Origin of the sequence: Mycolicibacterium litorale (genome assembly GCF_010731695.1) — a bacterium.
GTDB classification, from domain to species: domain Bacteria; phylum Actinomycetota; class Actinomycetes; order Mycobacteriales; family Mycobacteriaceae; genus Mycobacterium; species Mycobacterium litorale.
In genome coordinates this window covers 4781600-4803797 of the sequence record NZ_AP022586.1, presented here as the reverse complement: position 1 = coordinate 4803797, position 22198 = coordinate 4781600, and the positions used below count along the sequence as shown (strand labels likewise).

General features: G+C 70.6%; 15 protein-coding genes. 10 read left to right on the top strand and 5 right to left on the bottom strand.

Annotated features, from left to right (window positions below; all coding sequences use genetic code 11):
* The first annotated feature begins 45 nt into the window (after positions 1–45).
* Entirely contained in the window at positions 46–372 is a 327-nt protein-coding gene (locus G6N30_RS22880) for a TFIIB-type zinc ribbon-containing protein (protein WP_134057187.1), read from the top strand.
* Here the strand turns inward: G6N30_RS22880 and G6N30_RS22875 are convergent.
* A complete protein-coding gene (locus G6N30_RS22875; protein WP_134057189.1) occupies positions 369–1124 on the bottom strand; it encodes a phosphotransferase enzyme family protein in 756 nt (251 codons plus the stop codon). The two genes, G6N30_RS22880 and G6N30_RS22875, sit on opposite strands and share 4 nt — an antisense overlap.
* 19 nt (positions 1125–1143) lie before the next feature.
* The gene (locus tag G6N30_RS22870; protein WP_134057191.1) at positions 1144–1614 is read right to left on the bottom strand and encodes a carboxymuconolactone decarboxylase family protein; all 471 of its coding nucleotides are present in this window, start codon (positions 1612–1614) and stop codon (positions 1144–1146) included.
* Positions 1615–1663: 49 nt separating this feature from the next.
* Between G6N30_RS22870 and pdxR the strand changes: the two genes are divergently transcribed.
* The 9 genes from pdxR to G6N30_RS22825 all read left to right on the top strand — a co-directional run bounded on the left by pdxR (position 1664) and on the right by G6N30_RS22825 (position 18853).
* Positions 1664–3076: a MocR-like pyridoxine biosynthesis transcription factor PdxR gene (gene pdxR / locus G6N30_RS22865; RefSeq protein ID WP_163687750.1), complete on the top strand. Its 1413-nt coding sequence runs from the start codon at positions 1664–1666 to the stop codon at positions 3074–3076.
* Between the two features lie 40 nt (positions 3077–3116).
* A complete protein-coding gene (locus G6N30_RS22860) occupies positions 3117–3536 on the top strand; it encodes a GtrA family protein (protein ID WP_134057569.1) in 420 nt (139 codons plus the stop codon).
* A 32-nt stretch (positions 3537–3568) separates the two neighbouring features.
* A complete protein-coding gene (locus G6N30_RS22855; RefSeq protein WP_134057193.1) occupies positions 3569–4939 on the top strand; it encodes a decaprenylphosphoryl-beta-D-ribose oxidase in 1371 nt (456 codons plus the stop codon).
* Positions 4940–5710 (top strand): decaprenylphospho-beta-D-erythro-pentofuranosid-2-ulose 2-reductase, encoded by a 771-nt coding sequence (locus G6N30_RS22850; protein ID WP_134057195.1) that lies wholly within the window; start codon positions 4940–4942, stop codon positions 5708–5710.
* 30 nt (positions 5711–5740) lie between these two features.
* Complete coding sequence (locus G6N30_RS22845) at positions 5741–7615, top strand: galactan 5-O-arabinofuranosyltransferase (protein ID WP_197906181.1); 1875 nt, start codon at positions 5741–5743, stop codon at positions 7613–7615.
* Positions 7608–10880, top strand: a complete 3273-nt coding sequence (locus tag G6N30_RS22840; RefSeq protein WP_134057197.1) for an arabinosyltransferase domain-containing protein — start codon at positions 7608–7610, stop codon at positions 10878–10880. The genes G6N30_RS22845 and G6N30_RS22840 overlap by 8 nt, the downstream gene beginning before the upstream one ends.
* A 24-nt stretch (positions 10881–10904) precedes the next feature.
* A complete protein-coding gene (locus G6N30_RS22835; protein WP_134057199.1) occupies positions 10905–14189 on the top strand; it encodes an arabinosyltransferase domain-containing protein in 3285 nt (1094 codons plus the stop codon).
* Between the two features lie 80 nt (positions 14190–14269).
* The gene (locus G6N30_RS22830) at positions 14270–17482 is read left to right on the top strand and encodes an arabinosyltransferase domain-containing protein (RefSeq protein WP_407664762.1); all 3213 of its coding nucleotides are present in this window, start codon (positions 14270–14272) and stop codon (positions 17480–17482) included.
* A 45-nt stretch (positions 17483–17527) separates the two neighbouring features.
* The gene (locus G6N30_RS22825) at positions 17528–18853 is read left to right on the top strand and encodes an HNH endonuclease signature motif containing protein (RefSeq protein ID WP_134057201.1); all 1326 of its coding nucleotides are present in this window, start codon (positions 17528–17530) and stop codon (positions 18851–18853) included.
* Between the two features lie 8 nt (positions 18854–18861).
* Here G6N30_RS22825 and G6N30_RS22820 read toward each other — a convergent pair whose 3' ends face one another.
* Genes G6N30_RS22820 through G6N30_RS22810 form a run of 3 tightly spaced genes read right to left on the bottom strand, consistent with a single transcriptional unit; the run spans position 18862 to position 22082 of the window.
* Positions 18862–20157 (bottom strand): serine/threonine-protein kinase, encoded by a 1296-nt coding sequence (locus G6N30_RS22820; protein ID WP_134057203.1) that lies wholly within the window; start codon positions 20155–20157, stop codon positions 18862–18864.
* A gap of 47 nt (positions 20158–20204) precedes the next feature.
* Positions 20205–20816: a dihydrofolate reductase family protein gene (locus G6N30_RS22815; RefSeq protein ID WP_134057205.1), complete on the bottom strand. Its 612-nt coding sequence runs from the start codon at positions 20814–20816 to the stop codon at positions 20205–20207.
* Between the two features lie 60 nt (positions 20817–20876).
* Positions 20877–22082, bottom strand: a complete 1206-nt coding sequence (locus G6N30_RS22810) for a metallophosphoesterase (RefSeq protein WP_134057207.1) — start codon at positions 22080–22082, stop codon at positions 20877–20879.
* Positions 22083–22198: the final 116 nt, after the last annotated feature.

Sequence of the window (22198 nt, the reverse complement as noted above, 5' to 3'; positions counted from 1 at the left end):
GAAAGCTCACAGGCACTTCCCAGGATCATCTAGCGTTATCGCGATATGAGCATCCCGCCATATCAACCGCCGACGTCTCCCAACCCGGGCGGCAGCCACACGCTGCGCTGTCCGAAGTGCTCGGGGAACATGAAGACCTACGAGCGCAACGGCATCCATCTGGAGCAGTGCGACAGCTGCCGCGGCATCTTCCTCGATTTCGGTGAGCTCGAGGCGCTGACCCAGATGGAGAACCGGTTCGTCCAGGCCGCCCCGCCGCCACCAGCGCAGGGCGGCTACGGGACGGGTTACGGATACGGTCCGGGCTGGGGCCAACGCGGCAACAAGCACTACCGCAAGCAGGGCTTCGGACGGCTGTTCTTCTCCAGCTAGGCCATCCGCGCGCACGCCTCGACGAGCAGCTCGTCGTCCGGGTGATGGGCGGCCGCGACCACCACCGCCGCCCGGGCGAACGGTTCGAGCACCGGCCACGGGTCGGCGGCTGCGGCGATGAGCGCCGCGCCGCCGGCCTGCCGGTACGCGTCGAGGAACGCCGCCCAGTCGGCGTCGGGGATGTGTCCGGCCGCCCAGAAGCCCGCCGGCCGCGCGAGATCCCACGCCGGATCGCCGACCCCGAGGTCGTCGACGTCGATGAGCAGCCACGGCCCGTCGTCGCGCCGTCCGAGCTGACCGAGGTGGAAGTCGCCGTGCACGACCGTGCGCGGCCGCTCCGGCGAGCCGGCCCGCCACACCGCGGGCGGCAGCCCCGCCGCCGCCCGCCGCACCGGCTCCGCCGCAGCGCCCGCGGTCCGCAGCTGCTCGACGGCGCGCCGCAACCGGGCCGGCCAGCCGTGCGGCAACCGCGCGTCGACCGGGTGAGCATGCAGCCGTGCGAGCAGTGCGCCGGCCTCGGCCCACGGCAGCCGGTCAGGCTGCGGCACCACGACGTCCACCCGCGGCCACCGGGTCCGCCACCGGGAGCCGACCGGCTCCGGCACGACGGTCAACGGCGCGAGCACGGTGCCGCGCAACCGGCCGGCAAGGGTCAACCGCGTCCGCAGCGCCCGGGGATCGGTGCCGGCCCGGTGCAGTTTGCAGACCACCTCACCGTCGAAGGTGATCTCCGCACCGGACCGGGTCTGCACACCAATGACGGTATTGCGTTCAGCGGCGCGGGATCGGCTGCGGCGCGGCGAGGTTGATCCGGTTCCACGCGTTGATCGTCACCGCCATCGCGATCACCTGGCCGAGCTCGCGGTCGGTGAAGACCTCCGCGGCCCGCTGATACACCTCGTCGCTGACCGGCCCGCGCGTCGCCACCTCGGTGACGGCCTCGGCCAGCGCGAGCGCGGCGCGCTCACGCTCAGTGAACAGGTCGCCCGCCTCCTCCCACGCCGCCACCAGCGCGAGCCGCTGTTCGGTCTCGCCGTGGGCGCGGGCGTCGCGCGTGTGCATGTCGAGGCAGAACGCGCAGCGGTTGATCTGTGAGGCGCGGATCTTCACCAGCTCGCCGATGATCGGGTCGACGTCCTTGGCGGACGCCTCCGACAGCGTCATCATCGCGCCGTAGAGCTCCGGTGAGGCTTTGAACATCTTGATGCGGTCGGTGGTCCCGGTGTCCAGTGTCTGTGTCATACCTCGAACCGTAGCCCGGAAAAACCCACGCAGATGGTTCAATTCATGCATGACTTCGTGGGCCAATTCGGGCGCGCGCGATCTGCACCTCGACCTGCGCGAGGTGATCCGCCCCGGCGCCCGCGGAGTGCGGGAACTGCTCGTCAACGCGCTGCGCGACGCGGTGCGCTCGGGCCGCCTCACCCCCGGCACCACGCTGCCGCCGTCACGCACGCTGGCCGCCGACCTCGGCGTCGCCCGCAACACCGTGGCCGAGTGCTACGCCGAACTCGTCGCCGAGGGCTGGCTGGCGTCACGCCAGGGCGCGGGTACCTGGGTGGTGAACGCCGGCGCGCAGCAGCGGGCGGCCCGGCCGCGCGGAGTGCGCACGACCGCACGGCACAACCTGATGCCCGGATCCCCCGACGTGTCGGAGTTCCCGCGCAGCGCCTGGCTGGCCTCGGCCCGCCGCGCGCTGACCGACGCCCCCAACGAGGCGCTGTGGATGGGCGATCCGCGGGGTCGACGCGAACTGCGCGAGGCGCTCGCCGACTATCTCGGCCGGGTGCGCGGCGTGCGCACCTCCCCCGAGACCATCGTCATCTGCGCGGGCGTGCGGCACGCGGTCGAACTGCTCACCCGGGTGTTCGGCCCGCAGCGGCCGATCGCCGTGGAGGCCTACGGCCTGTTCATCTTCCGCGACGCGATCAGCGCGCTGGGGGCGTCGACGGTGCCCATCGGTCTCGACGAGCACGGCGCGGTGATCAGCGACCTCGACAACCATGACGTGGCCGCCGCCCTGCTCACCCCGGCCCACCACAACCCGCACGGCATGCCGCTGCACCCCACCCGTCGCACCGCCACCGCGGAATGGGCACAGCGCCGCGGCGCCTACGTCCTCGAAGACGACTACGACGGCGAGTTCCGCTACGACCGCCAACCCGTCGGCGCCATGCAGAGCCTCGCCCCCGACCGGGTGATCTACCTCGGGTCGGCCAGCAAGAGCCTGGCGCCGGCGCTGCGGCTGGGCTGGATGGCGCTGCCCGACGACCTCGTCGAACCCGTGGTCGCCGCGGCGGGCGGCAACCAGTTCTTCGTCGACTCGCTCGCGCAGCTGACCATGGCGGACTTCATCACCAGCGGCCGGTACGACCGCCACATCCGCCGGATGCGGATGCGTTACCGGCGCAGGCGCGACCGGCTCGTCGACGCACTCGCCCCGTTCGACGTCGGCGTCCGCGGACTCTCCGCGGGACTCAACCTCCTGCTCACGCTGCCCGACGGCGCCGAACACGAGGTGCTGCAGCGGGCGGGCAACGCCGGCGTCGCCCTGATCGGCCTGTCCGTGATGCGCCACCCCGCCGCCGGACCGGACGTCGCCGACCCCGACGGCGTCATCGTCGGATTCGGCGCACCCGCCGAGCACGCCTTCGCCCCGGCCGTCGAGGCGCTCTGCGGGGTGCTGGAGGCTGCGCTGCGCTGAGCGCGGCACCGCATAAGCTGCCGGGGTGGCCGAGCCCCCCATGTCGCCCCAGCTGTCGCTGACCACGCAGGCGTGGCGGTTCCTGCTCACCGGCGGCTTCTCCGCGATCGTCGATTTCGGCCTATATGTGCTGTTGCTCGAGGTCGGTCTGCACGTCAACATCGCCAAGACGCTGAGCTTCATCGCCGGTACCACCACCGCCTACCTGATCAACCGGCGCTGGACCTTCCAGGCGCCGCCGAGCCGGGCCCGGTTCCTCGCGGTGTGCGCGCTGTACGCCACCACCTACGCCGCGCAGGTGGGCCTGAACTACGTCTTCTTCACGGCGTGGGAGGAGAAGCCGTGGCGGGTGCCGGTGGCTTTCGTGATCGCGCAGGGCACGGCGACGGTGATCAACTTCGTCGTGCAGCGCACGGTGATCTTCCGGTTGGCAGGAGCGGGACGACTCGGGGATGAATAGGAGTCCGCAGTAGGGGCGGTACCCTCGTCACGATGTTGCAGACCACGACCCGGCGGCTCACCGGTTGGGCCCGCACCGCGCCCACCGTGGCCCAGGTGTTGTCGACGCCCGACCCCGAGGAGATCGCCAAGGCGGTCGCGCGGGTCGCCGACGATCCGCAGCGAGGGATCATCGCCCGCGGACTCGGCCGGTCCTACGGGGACAACGCCCAGAACGGCGGCGGCCTCGTCGTCGACATGACGGCGCTCAACCGCATCCACACGATGGACAGCGACACCCACCTCGTCGACGTCGACGCCGGCGTCAACCTCGACCAGCTGATGCGCGCGGCGCTGCCGCTGGGACTGTGGGTTCCGGTGCTGCCCGGCACCCGGCAGGTCACCGTCGGCGGTGCGATCGCCTGCGACATCCACGGCAAGAACCACCACAGCGCGGGCAGCTTCGGCAACCACGTCCGCTCGATGGACCTGCTCACCGCGGACGGCACCGTGCGCACGCTCAAACCGCGCGGCAAGGACGCCGACCTGTTCTGGGCGACGGTCGGGGGCAACGGGCTGACCGGGATCATCCTGCGCGCCACGATCGCGATGACGCCGACGGAGACCGCGTACTTCATCGCCGACGGCGACGTCACCGCCGACCTCGACGAGACCATCGCCTTCCACAGCGACGGCAGCGAGGCGAACTACACCTACTCCAGCGCCTGGTTCGACGCGATCAGCCCGCCTCCGAAACTGGGCCGCGCCGCCATCTCCCGCGGCTCGCTGGCCACCCTCGACCAGTTGCCGAAGAAGCTGCAGCGCAATCCGCTGAAATTCGATGCGCCGCAACTGCTCACGTTCCCGGACCTGTTCCCCAACGGACTGGCCAACAAGTGGACGTTCGGGCCGATCGGCGAACTCTGGTACCGCAAGTCGGGCACCTACCGCGGCAAGGTCCAGAACCTGACGCAGTTCTACCACCCGCTCGACATGTTCGGGGAGTGGAACCGCGCCTACGGCAGCGACGGATTCCTGCAGTACCAGTTCGTGGTGCCCACCGAGGCCGTCGACGAGTTCAAGGCCATCATCGTCGACATCCAGCGGTCGGGGCACTACTCGTTCCTCAACGTGTTCAAGCTCTTCGGGCCGGGAAACAAAGCGCCGCTGAGCTTTCCGATCCCGGGGTGGAACGTCTGCGTCGACTTCCCGATCAAACCGGGACTCGGCGAGTTCGTCAGCGGACTCGATCACCGGGTGCTGCAGTTCGGTGGCCGCCTCTACACCGCCAAGGACTCCCGCACCACCGCCGACACCTTCCACGCCATGTATCCGCGCATCGACGAGTGGATCGCCGTGCGCCGCCGGGTCGATCCCGACGGGGTGTTCGCCTCGGACATGGCCCGACGTTTGGAGCTGCTCTGAATGGTGATCGACGCCGTGGGTAATCCCCAGACCATCCTGCTGCTCGGCGGAACCTCCGAGATCGGCCTGGCGATCTGCGAGCGCTATCTGCGCGACGCACCCGCCCGCATCGTGCTGGCCGCGCTGCCCGACGATCCCGGCCGCGACGCCGCCGTCGCGCAGATGCGCAGCGCCGGTGCGAAATCCGTCGAGGTCATCGACTTCGACGCGAGGGACACCGCCAGCCATCCCGACGTGATCGACCGCGCGAGCGAAGCCGGAGCGCGCGACATCGACGTGGCGATTGTCGCGTTCGGTCTGCTCGGCGACGCCGAGGAGCTGTGGCAGAACCAGCGCAAAGCCGTGCAGATCGCCGAGATCAACTACACCGCAGCGGTTTCGGTGGGCGTCCTGCTCGGCGAGAAGATGCGCGAACAGGGGTTCGGCCAGATCATCGCGATGAGCTCGGCCGCCGGCGAGCGGGTGCGGCGGTCGAACTTCGTCTACGGCTCGACCAAGGCCGGACTCGACGGGTTCTACCTCGGCCTCGGAGAAGCGCTGCGCGAGTACGGGGTTCACGTCCTCGTCATCCGCCCCGGCCAGGTGCGGACGCGGATGAGCGCACACGTCAAAGAAGCGCCGCTGACCGTCGACAAGGAGTACGTCGCCGAGTTGGCGGTCACCGCGTCGGCCAAGGGCAAGGATCTGGTCTGGGCGCCGGGCGCGTTCCGCTACGTGATGATGGTGCTGCGCCACATTCCGCGCCCCATCTTCCGCAAGCTGCCCATCTAACCGGTGGCCACCAACTCGCTGACCGCCCCGATGAGAGTCGCGGGCCGGATGGTCGTGGCGGCCCTGCTCGCCGCCGCCGTCGCGGTCGTCTCACTGGCGGCGATCGCGCGGGTCGAATGGCCGGCGTACAACTCGTCGAACCAACTGCACGCGCTGACCACGGTCGGCCAATTCGCCTGTCTGGCAGGGTTGTTCGCGGCAGCCTGGATCCACCAGCGCGGACGGCACCTGGTGGCGCACGCCGCGTCGGCGGTGTTCCTGTCCGCGTTCGTCGTGGTGACGCTCGCGATGCCGCTGGGGGCCACCAAGCTCTACCTGTTCGGCATCTCGGTCGACCAGCAGTTCCGCACCGAGTACCTGACGCGGTTCGCCGACACCGCCGCGTTGCACGACATGACCTACTACGGGCTGCCGCCGTTCTATCCGCCCGGATGGTTCTGGCTCGGCGGCCGCCTCGCCGCGCTGACCGGAACCCCCGCGTGGGAGATGTTCAAACCGTGGGCGATCATCTCGATCGCCATCGCCGTCGTGCTCGCGTACGTGTTGTGGACGGCGATGATCCGCTTCCGCTATGCGCTCATCGTCACCACCGCCACCACCGCGGTGATGCTGGCCTACTCGCCGGCCGAACCGTATGCCGCGATCATCGCGGTGCTGCTGCCCCCGGTGTTCGTGCTGGCGTGGTCGGGGTTGCGGGGCTCGAACCGCAACGGCGGGTGGGCTGCGATCGTCGGCGTCGGGATGTTCCTCGGCGTGGCCGCGCTCTTCTACACGCTGCTGCTGGGCTACGCCGCGTTCACGCTGGTGATCATGGCGGCCACCGTCGCGATCGCCCGGCGGGCGTGGGAACCGCTGCTGCGCCTGCTCGTCATCGCCTTCATCTCCGGCGCGATCGCGCTGATCGGGTGGGCGCCGTACCTGCTGGCCGCGATGCGCGGCACCCCCGCCGACACCGGCACCGCCCAGCACTACCTGCCCGCCGACGGTGCGCAACTGTCGTTCCCCATGCTGAGCTTCACGCTGCTCGGCGCGCTGTGTCTGGTCGGGACGATCTGGCTGGTCGTGCGCGCCCGCACCTCCACCCGGGCCGGCGATGAGCGCTTGCGCGAAGAGCAGACGGCCGGCGCCCTGGCCATCGCGGTCCTCGCGGTCTACGCCTGGTCGCTGCTGTCGATGCTCACCACGCTCGCGGGCACCACGCTGCTGTCGTTCCGGCTGCAGCCGACGCTGGTGATCCTGCTGTCCGCGGCCGGGGTCTTCGGTTTCGTCGAGGCCGCCCGCGGCCTGGCCGACAGCTTCTCCAGCCGGCGACTGCTGGATGCCGCAGGCGCCATCGGCACGATCGGTGCGCTCACGTTCGCCCAGGACATCCCCGACGTGCTGCGCCCGGACATCGCCGTCGCCTACACCGACACCGACGGCTACGGCCAGCGCGCCGACCGCCGGCCGCCCGGTGCCGAGCGCTACTACCGCGAGGTGGACGCGGCGATCCTCGAGGCCACCGGCCGCCCGCGCAACGAAACGATCGTGCTGACCGCCGACTACAGCTTCCTGTCCTACTACCCGTACTACGGGTTCCAGGGCCTGACGTCGCACTACGCCAACCCGCTCGCCCAGTTCGACGCGCGGGCCAAAGCCATCGAGAGCTGGCAGACCCTCGCCGACGCAGACCAGTTCGTGACGGCGCTGGACAACCTGCCGTGGGACCCGCCCACGGTGTTCCTGATGCGCCGTGGCAGCGAGGACACCTACACGCTGCGGCTGGCCTCCGACGTCTACCCCAACCACCCGAACGTGCGGCGCTACCAGGTGAAGCTCGACGCGGCGCTGTTCGACGACCCGCGCTTCGCGGTCTCCGACATCGGCCCGTTCGTCCTCGCGATCAGGCAACCGGTCGATGGCTGACACCCAGCCACGGCCGTTAACATCTAGGCCCGTGAAACCTGGGGTTGCGGTCGGGAGCAACCATCGGACGGCGCGCCTCATCGCGATCGTCGCCGGCTTGCTCGGCGCGGCGATGGCGCTGGCAACCCCGCTGCTACCGGTGAAACAGACGACGGCCGAACTGAACTGGCCGCAGAGCGGCGTGCTGCGCAGCGTCGACGCACCCCTGATCGGCTACGTCGCCACCGACCTCACCATCACGGTGCCGTGTCAGGTGGCCGCCGGACTGGCCGGACCGGCCAACGCCGGGCGCACCGTGCTGCTGTCCACGGTCCCCAAACAGGCCCCCAAGGCCGTCGACCGCGGTCTGCTGATCGAGCGGGTGGGCAACGACCTGCTGGTCATCGTCCGCAACACCCCGGTGGTCAGCGCGCCGCTGACCGAGGTGCTCAGCCAGCAGTGCGAGCGCTTCGTGTTCACCGCCCACGCCGACAAGGTGACCGGCGAATTCGTCGGGCTGGTGAAGGGGCCGGACGACGTGGAACCGGGAGAAGCCCCCGGTGAACCGCTGCGCGGCGAACGCAGCGGCTACGACTTCCGCCCGCAGATCGTCGGCGTCTTCACCGACCTGTCCGGACCCGCGCCGCCCGGCCTGCAGTTCTCCGCGACCGTCGACTCGCGCTACAGCAGCACCCCCACCCTGCTCAAACTGCTGGTGATGTTCGCCGGTGTAGCGCTGACCGTCATCGCGCTGGGCGCGCTGCACGTCCTCGACACCGACGACGGGATGCGCCACCGCCGGTTCCTGCCGTCGCGCTGGTGGTCCATGACGCCGCTGGACGGTGTGGTCACCGCGGTGCTGGTGTGGTGGCACTTCGTCGGCGCCAACACCGCCGACGACGGCTACATCCTGACCATGGCCCGGGTGTCCGAACACGCCGGCTACATGGCCAACTACTACCGCTGGTTCGGCACCCCCGAAGCGCCGTTCGGCTGGTACTACGACCTGCTCGCGCTGTGGTCGAACGTCAGCACCGCCAGCGTGTGGATGCGGCTGCCGACCCTGCTGATGGCGCTGGCCTGCTGGTGGGTGATCAGCCGCGAGGTGATCCCGCGCCTCGGCCACGCGGTGAAGGTGAACCGCGCGGCGGCGTGGACGGCCGCCGGCATGTTCCTGGCGTTCTGGCTGCCGCTGAACAACGGCCTGCGCCCCGAGCCGATCATCGCGCTGGGCATCCTGCTGACCTGGTGCTCGGTGGAACGCGGGGTGGCGACCAGCCGGCTGCTACCGGTCGCGATCGCGATCATCATCGGCGCGCTCACCCTGTTCTCCGGGCCCACCGGCATCGCCGCCGTCGGCGCGCTGCTGGTCGCCGTCGGCCCGCTCAAGACCATCGTCGCCCGGCACACCTCGCGGTTCGGCTACCTGGCGCTGCTCGCGCCGATCCTCGCCGCGGGCACCGTCACCGCGATCCTGATCTTCCGGGACCAGACCCTGGTCGGCGAACTGCAGGCCAGCAGCTTCAAGAGCGCGGTCGGGCCGAGCCTGAGCTGGTTCGACGAGCACATCCGCTACTCACGGCTGTTCACCACCAGCCCCGACGGGTCGGTGGCGCGGCGCTTCGCGGTGCTGACGCTGCTGCTCGCGCTCGCCGTCTCCGTGGCGATGACGCTGCGCAAGGGCCGCATCCCCGGCACCGCGGCCGGCCCGAGTCGCCGCATCATCGGCATCACGATCATCTCGTTCCTGGTCATGATGTTCACCCCCACCAAGTGGACCCACCACTTCGGGGTGTTCGCCGGGCTCGCCGGATCGCTGGGCGCACTGGCCGCCGTCGCCGTGCTGGCCGCCGCGATGCGGTCGCGCCGCAACCGCGCCATGTTCGCGGCCACCGTGCTGTTCGTCGCCGCGCTGTCGTTCGCGACCGTCAACGGCTGGTGGTACGTCTCCAACTTCGGGGTGCCGTGGTCGAACTCGTTCCCCGAGTACAAGTTCGGGTTCACCACGATGCTGCTCGGACTGTCGGTGCTGACGCTGCTGCTGGCGGCGTGGTTCCACTTCTCGGGCCGCGACACCTCCCCCGCCGACGACGGCCGCTGGCGGTGGCGCCGCATCGTGCAGTCCCCGCTGGCGATCGCCGCGTGGCTGGTCGTGATGTTCGAGGTGGTGTCGCTGACGGTGGCGATGGTCAGCCAGTACCCGGCGTGGACGGTCGGACGGTCCAACCTGGAGGCGCTGACCGGCAAGACGTGCGGGCTGGCCGAAGACGTGCTGGTCGAACAGGACCCCAACGCCGGATTCCTGGCGCCGATCGGGGTTCCCGTCGGCGCCGCGCTCGGCGCCGCAACCGCACAGGGGTTCAGCCCCAACGGCATCCCGTCCGACGTCTCCGCCGACGCCGTGATGGACCAGCCGGGGGCGACGAACTTCGCCGACACCGACGGCGACACCGAGACCGGTGGCGAGGCCGGCACCGAGGGCGGCACGACCGCCCGCGCGGGCGTCAACGGCTCCCGCGCCCGGCTGCCGTTCAACCTCAACCCCGCCCGCACCCCGGTGCTGGGCAGCTGGCGCAGCGGCACCCAGGCGCCGGCCAGCCTGCGCTCGGCCTGGTACCGGCTGCCCGACCGGGACTCCGCCGGACCGCTGCTGGTGGTGTCGGCGGCGGGCCGCTTCGATCCCGGCGAGGTCGTGGTGCAGTGGGCCACCGACGACGGCGGCGCCGATTCGGAGCCGGGCGGCAGCGTCGGCCTGGGCGACGTCGGGGCCTCCCCGGCATGGCGCAACCTGCGGTTGCCGCTGTCGGCGATCCCCGCCGACGCCACCCGCATCCGGCTGGTCGCCGGCGACGACGACCTGAGCCCGGAGCACTGGATCGCCCTGACCCCGCCCCGCATCGCCGAACTGCGGACGCTGCAGGAGGTGGTCGGGTCGCAGGATCCGGTGCTGCTGGACTGGCTGGTCGGCCTGGCGTTCCCCTGCCAGCGGCCGTTCGACCACCGCGACGGCGTCATCGAGGTGCCCAAGTGGCGGATCATGCCGGACCGGTTCGGCGCGGAGGCCAACTCGCCGGTGATGGACTACCTCGGCGGCGGCCCGCTCGGCATCACTGAACTGCTGGTGCGGCCGACCACCCTGCCGACGTACCTCGACCACGACTGGTTCCGCGACTGGGGCGCCTTACAGCAGCTCACGCCGTTCTACCGGGACGCCGAACCGGCACGGCTGGATCTCGGTTCCACAACGCGTAGCGGCCTGTGGAGCCCGGCGCCGCTGCGTCATTAGGACCTTCGCCTACCATCGACGCTCGTGCCCGCACACCGTTCCATCCGCCTGATCGCTGTCATCGCGGGCTTGGCGGGCATCGTGCTGTGCGCGTTGGCCCCGCTGCTGCCGGTCAAGCAGACCACCGCCACCATCGTGTGGCCGCAGGCCCCCGCCGCGGACGGGTTCGTCGGTGACCTGACCGCGCCGCTGGTGTCCGGTGCGCCGCTGTCGCTGGACGTGACGATCCCCTGCCAGGTGATGGCCACCATGCCCGCCGACGGCGGCCTGGTGTTCTCGACCATCCCGCCCGGCGGCATCGCCGCGGGCCGCAACGGACTCTTCGTGCGCGCCAACACCGACGACGTCGTCGTGGCGTTCCGCGATTCGGTCGCCGCGGTCGCCCCGCGTGCCGCGATCGCCGCGGGCGCCTGCAGCGAACTGCGCATCTGGGCCACCGTCGGCGCGGTGGGCGCCGACTTCGTCGGCATCCCCGGGGCGGCAGGCACGCTCGCCCCCGAGAAGCGCCCGCAGGTCGCCGGGGTGTTCACCGACCTGGAGGTGGCGTCGCAGCCCGGAGCCGCCCCGGCGGCGACATCGGAACCCCGCCTTTCCGCCCGCATCGACGTCGACACCCGGTTCATCACCAGCCCCACACTGCTCAAGCTCGCGGTGATGACGCTGGGCGTGCTGTGCGTGCTGGGCTCGATCATCGCGCTGGCCCTGCTCGACCGCCGCGTCGGCCGCAGCATCCCGCGCGGCTGGCGGCGGCTGCGGCGGGTCGGCCTGTCGACGTGGCTGGCCGACATCGGCGTGGTCGGCGGGCTGCTGGTGTGGCACGTGGTCGGCGCGCAGTCGTCGGACGACGGCTACAACCTGACGATCGCGCGAGTGGCGGGCGACGCCGGCTACACCACCAACTACTTCCGCTACTTCGGGGCGTCGGAAGCCCCGTTCGACTGGTACCAGAGCGTGCTGTCGCACCTCGCGTCGATCAGCACCGCCGGCGTGTGGATGCGCATCCCCGCCACAGCGGCGGCGATCGCGACGTGGCTGATCATCAGCCGGTGCGTGATCCCCCGGCTCGGCAGGCGCCTGGCCGCCAACCGGGTCGCGGTGTGGACCGCAGGCGCGGTGTTCCTGGCGGCCTGGCTGCCGTTCAACAACGGCCTGCGGCCCGAACCGCTCATCGCGTTCGCGGTGATCGCGGTGTGGATGCTGGTCGAACGGACCATCGGCACCCGCCGGCTGTGGCCCGCCGCGGTCGCCGTCGTGATCGCGATGTTCTCGGTGACGCTCGCGCCGCAGGGTCTGATCGCGCTGGCCCCGCTGCTCGTGGGCGCGCGCGGCATCGCCAGCAACGTCTCCGCCCGCCGCCCCGTCGACGGGCTGCTGTCCTCGATCGCGCCGCTGCTGGCCGCGGCGTCGCTGGTGTTCGTCCTGATCTTCCGCGATCAGACCCTGGCCACCGTCGCCGAATCGGTGCGCATCAAATACGTCGTCGGACCGACGCTGCCCTGGTACCAGGAGTTCCTGCGGTACTACTTCCTCACGGTCGAGGACAGCGTGGACGGCTCGCTGACCCGCCGCTTCTCGGTCTTCATCCTGCTGCTGTGCCTGTTCGGGCTCATCGTGCTGCTGTTGCGCCGCGGACGGCTGCCCGGCACCTTCAGCGGCCCGGTGTGGCGGCTGGCCGGCACCACCGCCGTCGGGCTGCTGCTGCTGACCCTCACCCCCACGAAATGGGCGGTGCAGTTCGGGGCGTTCGCCGGCCTGGCGGGCGCCCTGGGCGCCGTCACCGCGTTCGCGTTCGCCCGGGTCGGGGTCAACAGCCGCCGGAACCTGGCGCTCTACGTGACCGCGCTGCTGTTCGTGCTCGCGTGGTCGACCTCCGGGATCAACGGCTGGTTCTACGTCGGCAACTACGGGGTGCCGTGGTTCGACAAGCAACCGGTCATCGTCGGCTACCCGGTCACCACGATCTTCCTGGTGCTGGCCATCGCCTGCGGCGTGCTGGCCGGCTGGCTGCACTTCCGCATGGACTACGCCGGGCACACCGAGGTCGCCGACACCGGCCGCAACCGCGCGCTCGCATCGACGCCGCTGCTCGTCGTCGCCGTCATCATGGTGGTGCTCGAACTCGGCTCGATGGTCAAGGCCACCGTCGGCCGCTACCCCGTCTACACGATCGGCGCCGCCAACGCGGCCGCGCTGCGGTCGGGACTGTCCGCCGACAGCTGCGCGATGGCCGACGAGGTGCTCGTCGAGGCCGACACCAATGCCGGCATGCTGCAACCCGTTCCGGGGCAGCGCTTCGGCGAGTACGGCCCGCTCGGCGGCGAGGACCCCGTCGGCTTCACCCCCAACGGGGTAAGCGACACCCTCGAACCCGCCGAACCCGTCGCCGCCAACCCGGGCACGGTGAACTCCGACGGGCCCGTCGACAAACCGAACATCGGCGTCGGCTACGCGGCAGGCACCGGCGGCGGCTACGGCCCCGAGGGTGTCAACGGGTCGCGGGTGTTCCTGCCGTTCGGGCTCGACCCCGACCGCACCCCGGTGATGGGCAGCTTCGACGAGAACACCGTCGCCGCCGAGGCGACGTCGGCGTGGTACCAGCTGCCACCCCGGACCCCCGACCGGCCGCTGGTGACCGTCGCCGCCGCCGGGGCCATCTGGTACTACGAGGAGGACGGCTCGTTCAACTACGGCCAGTCGCTCAAACTGCAGTGGGGCGTGCACCGGCCCGACGGCTCGTACCAGGCCCTCGACGAGGTGCAGCCGATCGACATCGTGCAGCAGAAGGCGTGGCGCAACCTGCGGTTCCCGCTGTCGTGGGCGCCGCCGGAGGCCAACGTGGCCCGCATCGTCGCCGACGACCCGAACCTGTCGGAAGACCAGTGGTTCGCGTTCACCCCGCCGCGGGTGCCGGTGCTCGAGACCGCCAGCAGCTTCCTCGGCTCGCAGACGCCGGTGCTGATGGACATCGCCACCGCCGCCAACTTCCCATGCCAGCGGCCGTTCACCGAACACCTCGGGGTGGCCGAACTGCCGGAGTACCGGATCCTGCCGAACTTCAAGCAGGTGGTCGCGTCGTCGAATCAGTGGCAGTCCGCGGAGGACGGCGGCCCGTTCCTGTTCATCCAGGCGCTGCTGCGGACCGCGACGATCCCGACCTACCTGCGCGACGACTGGTATCGGGACTGGGGTTCGATCGAACGCTATATCCGGGTTGTGCCGCGTGACGAGGCGCCCGACGCCGTCATCGAGGAAGGATCGAAACGAGTGTTCGGGTGGAGCCGGGGCGGACCGATCAGGGCACTGCCGTGAACGGCACATCGGGCGACGCCGTGAACGGCACATCAGGTCAAGCCGTGAACGGCGCATCAGGTCAAGCCGTGAGTACGGCCGTGGCGCCGGACGACACCGCGGCCGCCCCGACGCGGCCGGCCGGTAGGGATGTGAAGATCGCGCGCTGGGTCGCCACGATCGCCGGGCTGCTCGGCTTCGTCATGGCGGTGGCGACGCCGCTGCTGCCGGTCACCCAGACCACCGCGACGCTGAACTGGCCGCAGCAGGGCCAGTTCGCCAACGTCACCGCACCGCTGATCTCCCAGGCGCCGGTGAGCCTGACCGCGACCGTGCCGTGTGAGGTCATCCGCACCATGCCCCGCGACGGCGGCCTGGTGCTGGGCACCGCACCGGCCGAGGGCCGCGACGCCGCGCTGAACGCGATGCTCGTCAACGTCACGCGCACCCGCGTCGACGTCATCGTCCGCAACGTCGTGGTCGCCAGCGTCAACCGGAACCGGGTCACCGGTAGCCCGGGCTGCGACCGCATCGACATCACCTCGTCGCAGGACGGCACGTTCGCCGACTTCGTCGGACTGCGCAAGGCCGACGGGTCACCGCAGCGCACCGGCTACCCCGACCCGAACCTGAGGCCCGCGATCGTCGGCGTGTTCACCGATCTCACCGGGCCCGCACCGCCGGGGCTGTCGTTCTCGGCGACCATCGACACTCGGTTCACCACGCAGCCGACGGCGCTGAAGCTGACCGCGATCCTGCTGGCGATCATCTCGACCGTCATCGCGCTGCTCGCGCTGTGGCGGCTGGACCGCCTCGACGGCCGGCGCATGCACCACGTCATCCCGACCCGCTGGCGCACCTTCAGCCCGGTCGACCTGGTGGTGGTCGCCGGATTCCTGGTCTGGTACGTCATCGGCGCCAACTCGTCGGACGACGGCTACATCCTCGGCATGGCGCGGGTGGCCGACCACGCCGGCTACATGTCGAACTACTTCCGCTGGTTCGGCAGCCCCGAAGACCCGTTCGGCTGGTACTACAACCTGCTGGCGCTGATGACCCACGTCAGCGACGCCAGCATCTGGATCCGGCTGCCCGACCTGATCTGCTCGCTGATCTGCTGGCTGCTGCTGAGCCGCGAAGTACTGCCCCGGCTCGGGCCCGCCGTGATGGGCAGCCGCGCTGCATTGTGGTCGGCAGGGCTGGTGCTGCTGGCCTCGTGGATGGCGTTCAACAACGGGCTGCGGCCGGAGGGCCAGATCGCCACGGGTGCGCTGATCACCTACGTCCTCATCGAGCGGGCCATCACCTCGGGCCGGCTCACCCCCGCCGCGCTCGCGATCATCAGCGCCGCGTTCACACTCGGCATCCAGCCCACGGGCCTGATCGCGGTGGCCGCGCTGGTGGCAGGCGGCCGGCCGATCCTGCGAATCCTGATGCGGCGCAGGCAGATCGTCGGCACCTGGCCATTGATCGCACCGCTGCTCGCCGCGGGCACCGTCGTGCTGGCCGTGGTGTTCGCCGACCAGACACTCGCAACAGTGCTGGAAGCCACCAGGATTCGCACCGCGATCGGCCCCAGCCAGGAGTGGTACACCGAAGTCCTTCGCTACTACTACCTGATCCTGCCGACCACCGACGCGGCGATCTCGCGGCGCGTGGCGTTCCTGTTCGCCGCGCTGTGCCTGTTCCCGTCGCTGTTCATGATGTTGCGACGCAAGCGCGTTGCCGGGGTGGCACGCGGTCCGGCCTGGCGGCTGATGGGCGTCATCTTCGCGACGATCTTCTTCCTGATGTTCACCCCCACGAAGTGGATCCACCACTTCGGGCTGTTCGCGGCGGTGGGCGGGGCCATGGCGGCGCTGACGACGGTGCTGGTGTCACCGGCGGTGCTGCGTTCGGCGCGCAACCGGATGGCGTTCCTGGCGGCGCTGCTGTTCGTGCTGGCGCTGTGCTTCGCGTCGACCAACGGCTGGTGGTACGTCTCGAACTTCGGGGTGCCGTTCAACACCTCGGTCCCCCAACTGGGCGGCGTGACCGTCAGCGCGGTGTTCTTCGCGCTGTTCGCCGTCGCCGCAGTGTGGGCGTTCTGGCTGCACCTCACCCAGCGCGGCGAATCACGCATCGTCGACAAGCTCACGGCCGCACCGCTTCCCATCGCTGCGGGGTTCATGGTCGTGGTGTTCGTGGCGTCGATGGCCGTCGGTGTGGTGCGCCAGTACCCCACCTACTCCAACGGGTGGGCCAACATCCGGGCGTTCGCCGGCGGCTGCGGCCTGGCCGACGACGTGCTCGTCGAACCCGACTCCAACGCGGGCTTCCTGCGGCCGCTGCCCGGCAATTACGGTCCGCTGGGGCCGCTCGGCGGAACCGATCCGGTCGGCTTCTCCCCCAACGGCGTTCCGGAGCGGATCATCGCCGAGGCGATCCGGCTGAACAACCCGCAGCCCGGCACCGACTACGACTGGAACCGGCCCGAGAAGCTGTCGCGCCCCGGCGTGAACGGGTCCACGGTGCCGCTGCCCTACGGGCTGGATCCGGCCCGCGTTCCCGTCGCGGGAACGTATTCGTCTGGCGTGCAACAGGAGAGCCGGCTGGCCTCGGCCTGGTACGAACTGCCCGCTCCGGACGACGCCCACCCGTTGGTGACCATCACCGCCGCAGGGACGATCGCCGGACGCAGTGTCGCCGAAGGATTCACCGACGGGCAGACCGTCGCGCTGGAATACGCCCGCCGCGGCCCCGACGGGGCGCCGGTGCCCGCGGGCCGCGTCGACCCCTACGACATCGGCCCGACGCCGTCGTGGCGCAACCTGCGCTACCCGCGGGATCTGGTCCCGGCCGACGCCGTCGCGGTGCGGGTGATCGCCGAAGACCTGAACCTGGGCCAGGGCGACTGGATCGCGGTGACGCCGCCGCGCGTCCCCGAGGTTCGGTCGGTGCAGGAGTACGTCGGCTCCGAGCAGCCCGTGCTGCTGGACTGGGCGGTCGGGTTGGCTTTTCCCTGCCAGCAGCCGATGCTGCACGCCAACGGGGTCACCGAGGTGCCGAAGTTCCGCATCTCACCGGACTACTACGCCAAGCTGCAGTCCACCGACACGTGGCAGGACGGCCTCAACGGCGGCCTGCTGGGAATCACCGACCTGCTGCTGCGGGCGTCGGTGATGTCGACCTACCTGTCGCAGGACTGGGGCCAGGACTGGGGTTCGCTGCGCCGCTTCGACACGATCGTCGACGCCGAACCGGCGAAGATCGACCTGGGCACCGCGACGCACAGCGGGCTGTGGAAGCCGGGTGAGATCCGCATCCAGCCGTAGGGCTGCGGGCCGAGATTTGTCAGACCCCGCTGCCATGATGGTGGCATGTCTTCGAGCGCACCATCTTTCGTCCCCAGCGCGCCCCGCGCTGCGCGGCTCGAGGCGCGCTTCGAGGAACTCGCGGAGCTGACCGGTCAGCGCAACGCCATCGACGGGCGCATCGTGGAAATCGTGGCCGAGATCGACGGTGACGAACTATGGGGCGCCACCGGTGCCCGCTCCATCGCCGCATTGGTGGCATGGAAAACCGGAGTGTCCCCCACGAATGCGAAAACCGTCGCCACCATCGCCCAGCGGATCGCCGAGTTCCCCCGCTGCGTGGCAGACCTGCGCGCAGGGCGGCTCTCACTCGACCAAGTCGGGGCCATCGCCGACGCCGCCAGCCCAGGCTCTGATGACCACTACGCCGAACTCGCCGCCAACGCCTCGGTCAGCCAGCTACGCACCGCGATCAAACTCGAACCAAAACCCGAACCCGAACCAGCACCCGACCCCGACGCCGACGACGAACCCGAGCCCGAACCCGAGCCCGAACCCGAGCCCGAACCCGAGCCCGAACCCGAGCCCGAGCCGGAGACGCGCGGGTCGATCACCACGACCACCGACGACGAATTCACCTGCTGGACCATCACACTGCCCCATATCGAAGGCGCAGCATTCGAGGCCGCGCTGCAGTCCCACCACGACGGGCTGATCGCGCAGTGGAAACGCGACCACGGCGACAGCCCGGCCGTGAACCGGCCACCGATGCCCACCCGCATCGATGCCTTCAACGCCCTGGTCGAGGCCGGCTGGGACGCCGAGGCCACCCGCCGCCCCCACAGCCACCGCACCACCGTCGTCGTGCATGTCGATGTCAAGGACCGCATCGCCGCCCTGCATGTGGGGCCGCTGCTCTCGGACGCCGACCGCCGCTACCTGGGCTGTGACGCCACCGCCGAGGTGTGGTTCGAACGCGACGGAGCCGTCATCGGCTCCGGGCGCACCACCCGCCTGGTCAACCGCCGACTGCGGCGCGCGCTCGAACACCGCCACCGCACCTGCGCGATGCCCGGCTGTGAGGCCACCCGTGGTCTGCACGCCCACCACATCGTGCACTGGGAAGACGGCGGGCCCACCGACCTGGACAACCTCGTGCTGCTCTGCCCCTACCATCACCGACTGCACCACCGCGGCATCATCACCATCACCGGACCCGCATCACAGCTGACCGTCACCGACAGCACCGGCCGACAACTCCGATCCGGATCGCTGGCCCGCCCACCCAACCTACCCCCACCCACAGTGCCGCCCTACCGCGGACCCAGCGGAGAACGCGCCGACTGGTGGTGGTACACACCCTTCCAACCCCCACCACAAGCGACGAACTGAGTTGCCGGTCAGCCGTTCGCGGCGTTGTGGCGGTCGATCGCGGTGTCGCAGTCAGCCTGCGACTGATTGGTCTGCTCCATGCACACCCGCACGTTCGCCTCGTCGGGCTGCATCCCGGCCGGCACCGACGGGCTGTCGAACTCGCCCTGGTACTTCGACCAGATCGTCTCGTTGGTGTCGGTGAGGCGGGCGCAGTAGGCCGGGGTGCCGGTCGGCGTCACGCCCGCGGCGCCCATCGTCGCGCAGTCCGCGCCGACGACCACGACCGGCAGGGCGGGATCCGCGGACGTCTTGGGTTCCTCGCGCTGGGAGAACCAGAACCCGCCCGCGGCCGCCAGGGCCACCACCGCGACCGCTGCGGCGACCATGGGAAGCCGCGTCCGCCGCGTGCGGGGCTCCACCGGTTTCGCGTGCCGGGGCATCGCCGCCGCCTTGGACGAGACCGTCTCCATCGTGGCGTCGTCGGTGCCGATGCGGTGTTCGAGCGCCCGCGCGAAATCGATACACCGGTCGAACCGCTTGTCCGGCGACTTCGCCAGGGCCCGGCCGATCACCGGCCCGAGGCCGGACAGTTCCGGGCGCACCTCGCCGATGGCCGGTGGTTCGGCGGTCAGGTGGGCGCTGATCACCACGGCGGGGTTGGAGTGCGTGAACGGCGGTGTGCCGGTGAGCAATTGGTAGGCGGTCGCGGCCAGCGCGTACTGATCGGCCCGCCCGTCGATGTGGTCGCCGCGCAGCTGCTCGGGCGCGGCGTAGGCCACCGTACCGACGGTCATGTTCGTGCCGGTGAGACCGCCGGTGTCGCCGGCCTGGCGGGCGATCCCGAAGTCGGCCAGCATCGCCCGCTCGTCGGGTGTGCCCGGGTCGGCGATGAGGATGTTCGCGGGTTTGACGTCGCGGTGGTAGAGGCCACGCTGGTGGGCGTAGTCGAGCGCGAGGGCGACCCCGGTGATGATGCGGACCACCACGTCGGGCGGCATACCGTTCGGATAGCGTTCGGCGAGCAGCCGCGCCGCGTCGGTGCCCTGCACATAGTCCATCGAGATCCACAGCAGGCCACCGACGTCGCCGCGGTCGTGCACGGAGACGATGTTCGGATGCCACAGCGTCGCGGCGATCTCCGCCTCCCGGTGGAACCGCTGGCGGTACTCGTCGTCGGCGGACACCGCGGCCGAGAGCACCTTGAGCGCGTCCTGGCGCGGCAGCCGCGGATGCTGGGCCAGATACACCTCGCCCATACCGCCGGAACCAAGCGATCGCACGACGGTGTAGTCGGCGATCTTCTCCCCCTCCGCAAGCGGCATGGGCGAATCCTACGGGCCACGTGCGGCGCCGGTGGCCAAGCGGGGGTTCAGCTGCGCTGCGCGATGTGCTTCTTCGCTTCGTCGTAACCCACGGCCGGTGGGGCATCAGCGGGCGCGTAGACCAGGTTCAGCACGCCGGTCGAGAAGGTCTGCGAGGAGAGCAACCGCAGCGGCAGTGCCGGGCCACCGCTGTCGAACAGCCGCTCGCCGGTGCGCACCGCGATCGGGTGCACCAACAGATGCAGTTCGTCGAGCAGGCCGGCGTCGAGGAGCTGTCGGACCACCGACACCGACCCGCTCATCGCGATGTCACCGCCCGGCTCGGCTTTGAGCGCGGTGACGGCGTCGACGAGCTCGCCCGCGAGCTGTTCGGTGTTGCGCCAGTCGAACCGCAGCTGCTGCCGTGAGACGACGATCTTGCGCATGTCGCCGAGTTGCTTGGCGAATTCGGCGTCCTCACCGCCGTCGCGTTCCCGCTGCGGCCACGCTCCGGCGAAGCTGTCGTAGGTCTTGCGGCCCAGCAGCACGGTGTCGGCTGCGCCGAGTGTCGCACCGACGGCCTCGCCCATCTCGTCGTCGAAGTAGGGGAAGTGCCACTGGTCGGGCGCCTCGACGACACCGTCGAGCGCGATGAACAGTCCGGCCTTGATCTTTCGCATGCCGGATAGACCGCGAGCGCACGCTGAACTCATCGCGAGCGTACGCACGCGCGCGGCCGGTCAGGTGCGGCGCAGCGTGAGCAGCGTGATCTCGCTCGGCGCGAAGACCCGGAACGGCGGACCCCAGAACCCGGTGCCGCGGCTGGTGTAGAGCTGCGTCCTCTCGCCGTGCCGGCTGAGTCCCTGGACGACCGGCTGCTCCAGACGCACCAAATAGTTGAACGGCCAGATCTGCCCGCCGTGGGTGTGGCCGGAGATCTGCAGGTCCACCCCGGCGCGGGCGGCGTGCGTGACCTGCTTGGGCTGGTGTGCCAGCAGCAGGACCGGCAGGCTGCGATCCGCACCGGCGAGGGCGGCGTCGAGGTTGGCACCGTGCCCGCGGACACCGGACGCCTTGGCGGTGGCGTCGTCCACGCCCGCCACCACGAGCCGGTCACCGCCGCGCTCGACGACGATGTGCCGGTTGTGCAGGGCGTCCCAGCCGATGCGCTCCATGTAGTCCAGCCAGGCCTGCGCCTCGCTGTAGTACTCGTGGTTGCCGGTGACGTAGACGCGGGCGCAGGCGGCCGTCACGTCCGCCAGCGGGCCGGCTTGCGGTTCGCGTTGCTCGACGGTGCCGTCGGCGATGTCGCCGACGTGGCAGACGACGTCGGCGCCGAGGTCGTTGACGCGCGACACCACGGCCGCCGACCACCGGGCGCGGTCGATCGGGCCGTAGTGCGTATCGGTGATCATCGCGACGCGTAGACCGTCGAGGCCGCGACCGAGCCCGTCGATGCCGATGTCGACGGTCTTTATCCGCGGCACCCGCATCGCCTCGGCGTATCCCCACACCAGGAGGACGACCGCCACGGCCAGAACCGCGGCCGCGACCGTCCGGCCCCGCACCGGATCGTCGACTCCGGCGAGAAGCAGGACCAGCCGCAGGACGTTCCCGAGCACAGACCAGACGAACAGCACCCACGCCACGCCCAGCAGTGCGTCCGCCGTGGCGGAGACCCAGTCGGGGCGCCGCCGGCCGCGGCCGACGAACAGCAGCGCCGGCAGCGCGACGAACGCCGCCGCGAACACCGCGCTACCGGCGGCGACGACGGGCGTCGGCCAGGCGGTGCCGGCCAGCAGCAGCGTCCACCACGGCACCCCGAAGAGGAGCAGCAGGATGGCCGACACGATCGCCGTGCGGCGCCACCGCACGCGGGAACGCCGCGGTTGTACGGGTTCGACCACATCGGCCGGAACGTCGGCCGTCACCTCTGAATCGCGCATACGAACCGACGGTACCGACCACCATGCACCCTCGACTCTCCGCGAGCGTGCGCAGACTCCTGTGAGGGGCTCGGCATGTCGTGTGCAGACACGCACCGTCGCGGTGAGAGGTGCGA

Excerpts from the sequence above, each read along its gene's own strand:
- G6N30_RS22845 (WP_197906181.1), top strand. The coding sequence starts at position 5,741 with ATGAGAGTCGCGGGCCGGATGGTCGTGGCGGCCCTGCTCGCCGCCGCC.
- G6N30_RS22855 (WP_134057193.1), top strand. The coding sequence starts at position 3,569 with ATGTTGCAGACCACGACCCGGCGGCTCACCGGTTGGGCCCGCACCGCG.
- G6N30_RS22850 (WP_134057195.1), top strand. The coding sequence starts at position 4,940 with ATGGTGATCGACGCCGTGGGTAATCCCCAGACCATCCTGCTGCTCGGC.
- G6N30_RS22840 (WP_134057197.1), top strand. The coding sequence starts at position 7,608 with ATGGCTGACACCCAGCCACGGCCGTTAACATCTAGGCCCGTGAAACCT.
- G6N30_RS22870 (WP_134057191.1), bottom strand. The coding sequence starts at position 1,614 with ATGACACAGACACTGGACACCGGGACCACCGACCGCATCAAGATGTTC.
- G6N30_RS22820 (WP_134057203.1), bottom strand. The coding sequence starts at position 20,157 with ATGCCGCTTGCGGAGGGGGAGAAGATCGCCGACTACACCGTCGTGCGA.
- G6N30_RS22860 (WP_134057569.1), top strand. The coding sequence starts at position 3,117 with ATGTCGCCCCAGCTGTCGCTGACCACGCAGGCGTGGCGGTTCCTGCTC.
- G6N30_RS22825 (WP_134057201.1), top strand. The coding sequence starts at position 17,528 with ATGTCTTCGAGCGCACCATCTTTCGTCCCCAGCGCGCCCCGCGCTGCG.
- pdxR (WP_163687750.1), top strand. The coding sequence starts at position 1,664 with ATGACTTCGTGGGCCAATTCGGGCGCGCGCGATCTGCACCTCGACCTG.
- G6N30_RS22815 (WP_134057205.1), bottom strand. The coding sequence starts at position 20,816 with ATGCGAAAGATCAAGGCCGGACTGTTCATCGCGCTCGACGGTGTCGTC.
- G6N30_RS22880 (WP_134057187.1), top strand. The coding sequence starts at position 46 with ATGAGCATCCCGCCATATCAACCGCCGACGTCTCCCAACCCGGGCGGC.
- G6N30_RS22810 (WP_134057207.1), bottom strand. The coding sequence starts at position 22,082 with ATGCGCGATTCAGAGGTGACGGCCGACGTTCCGGCCGATGTGGTCGAA.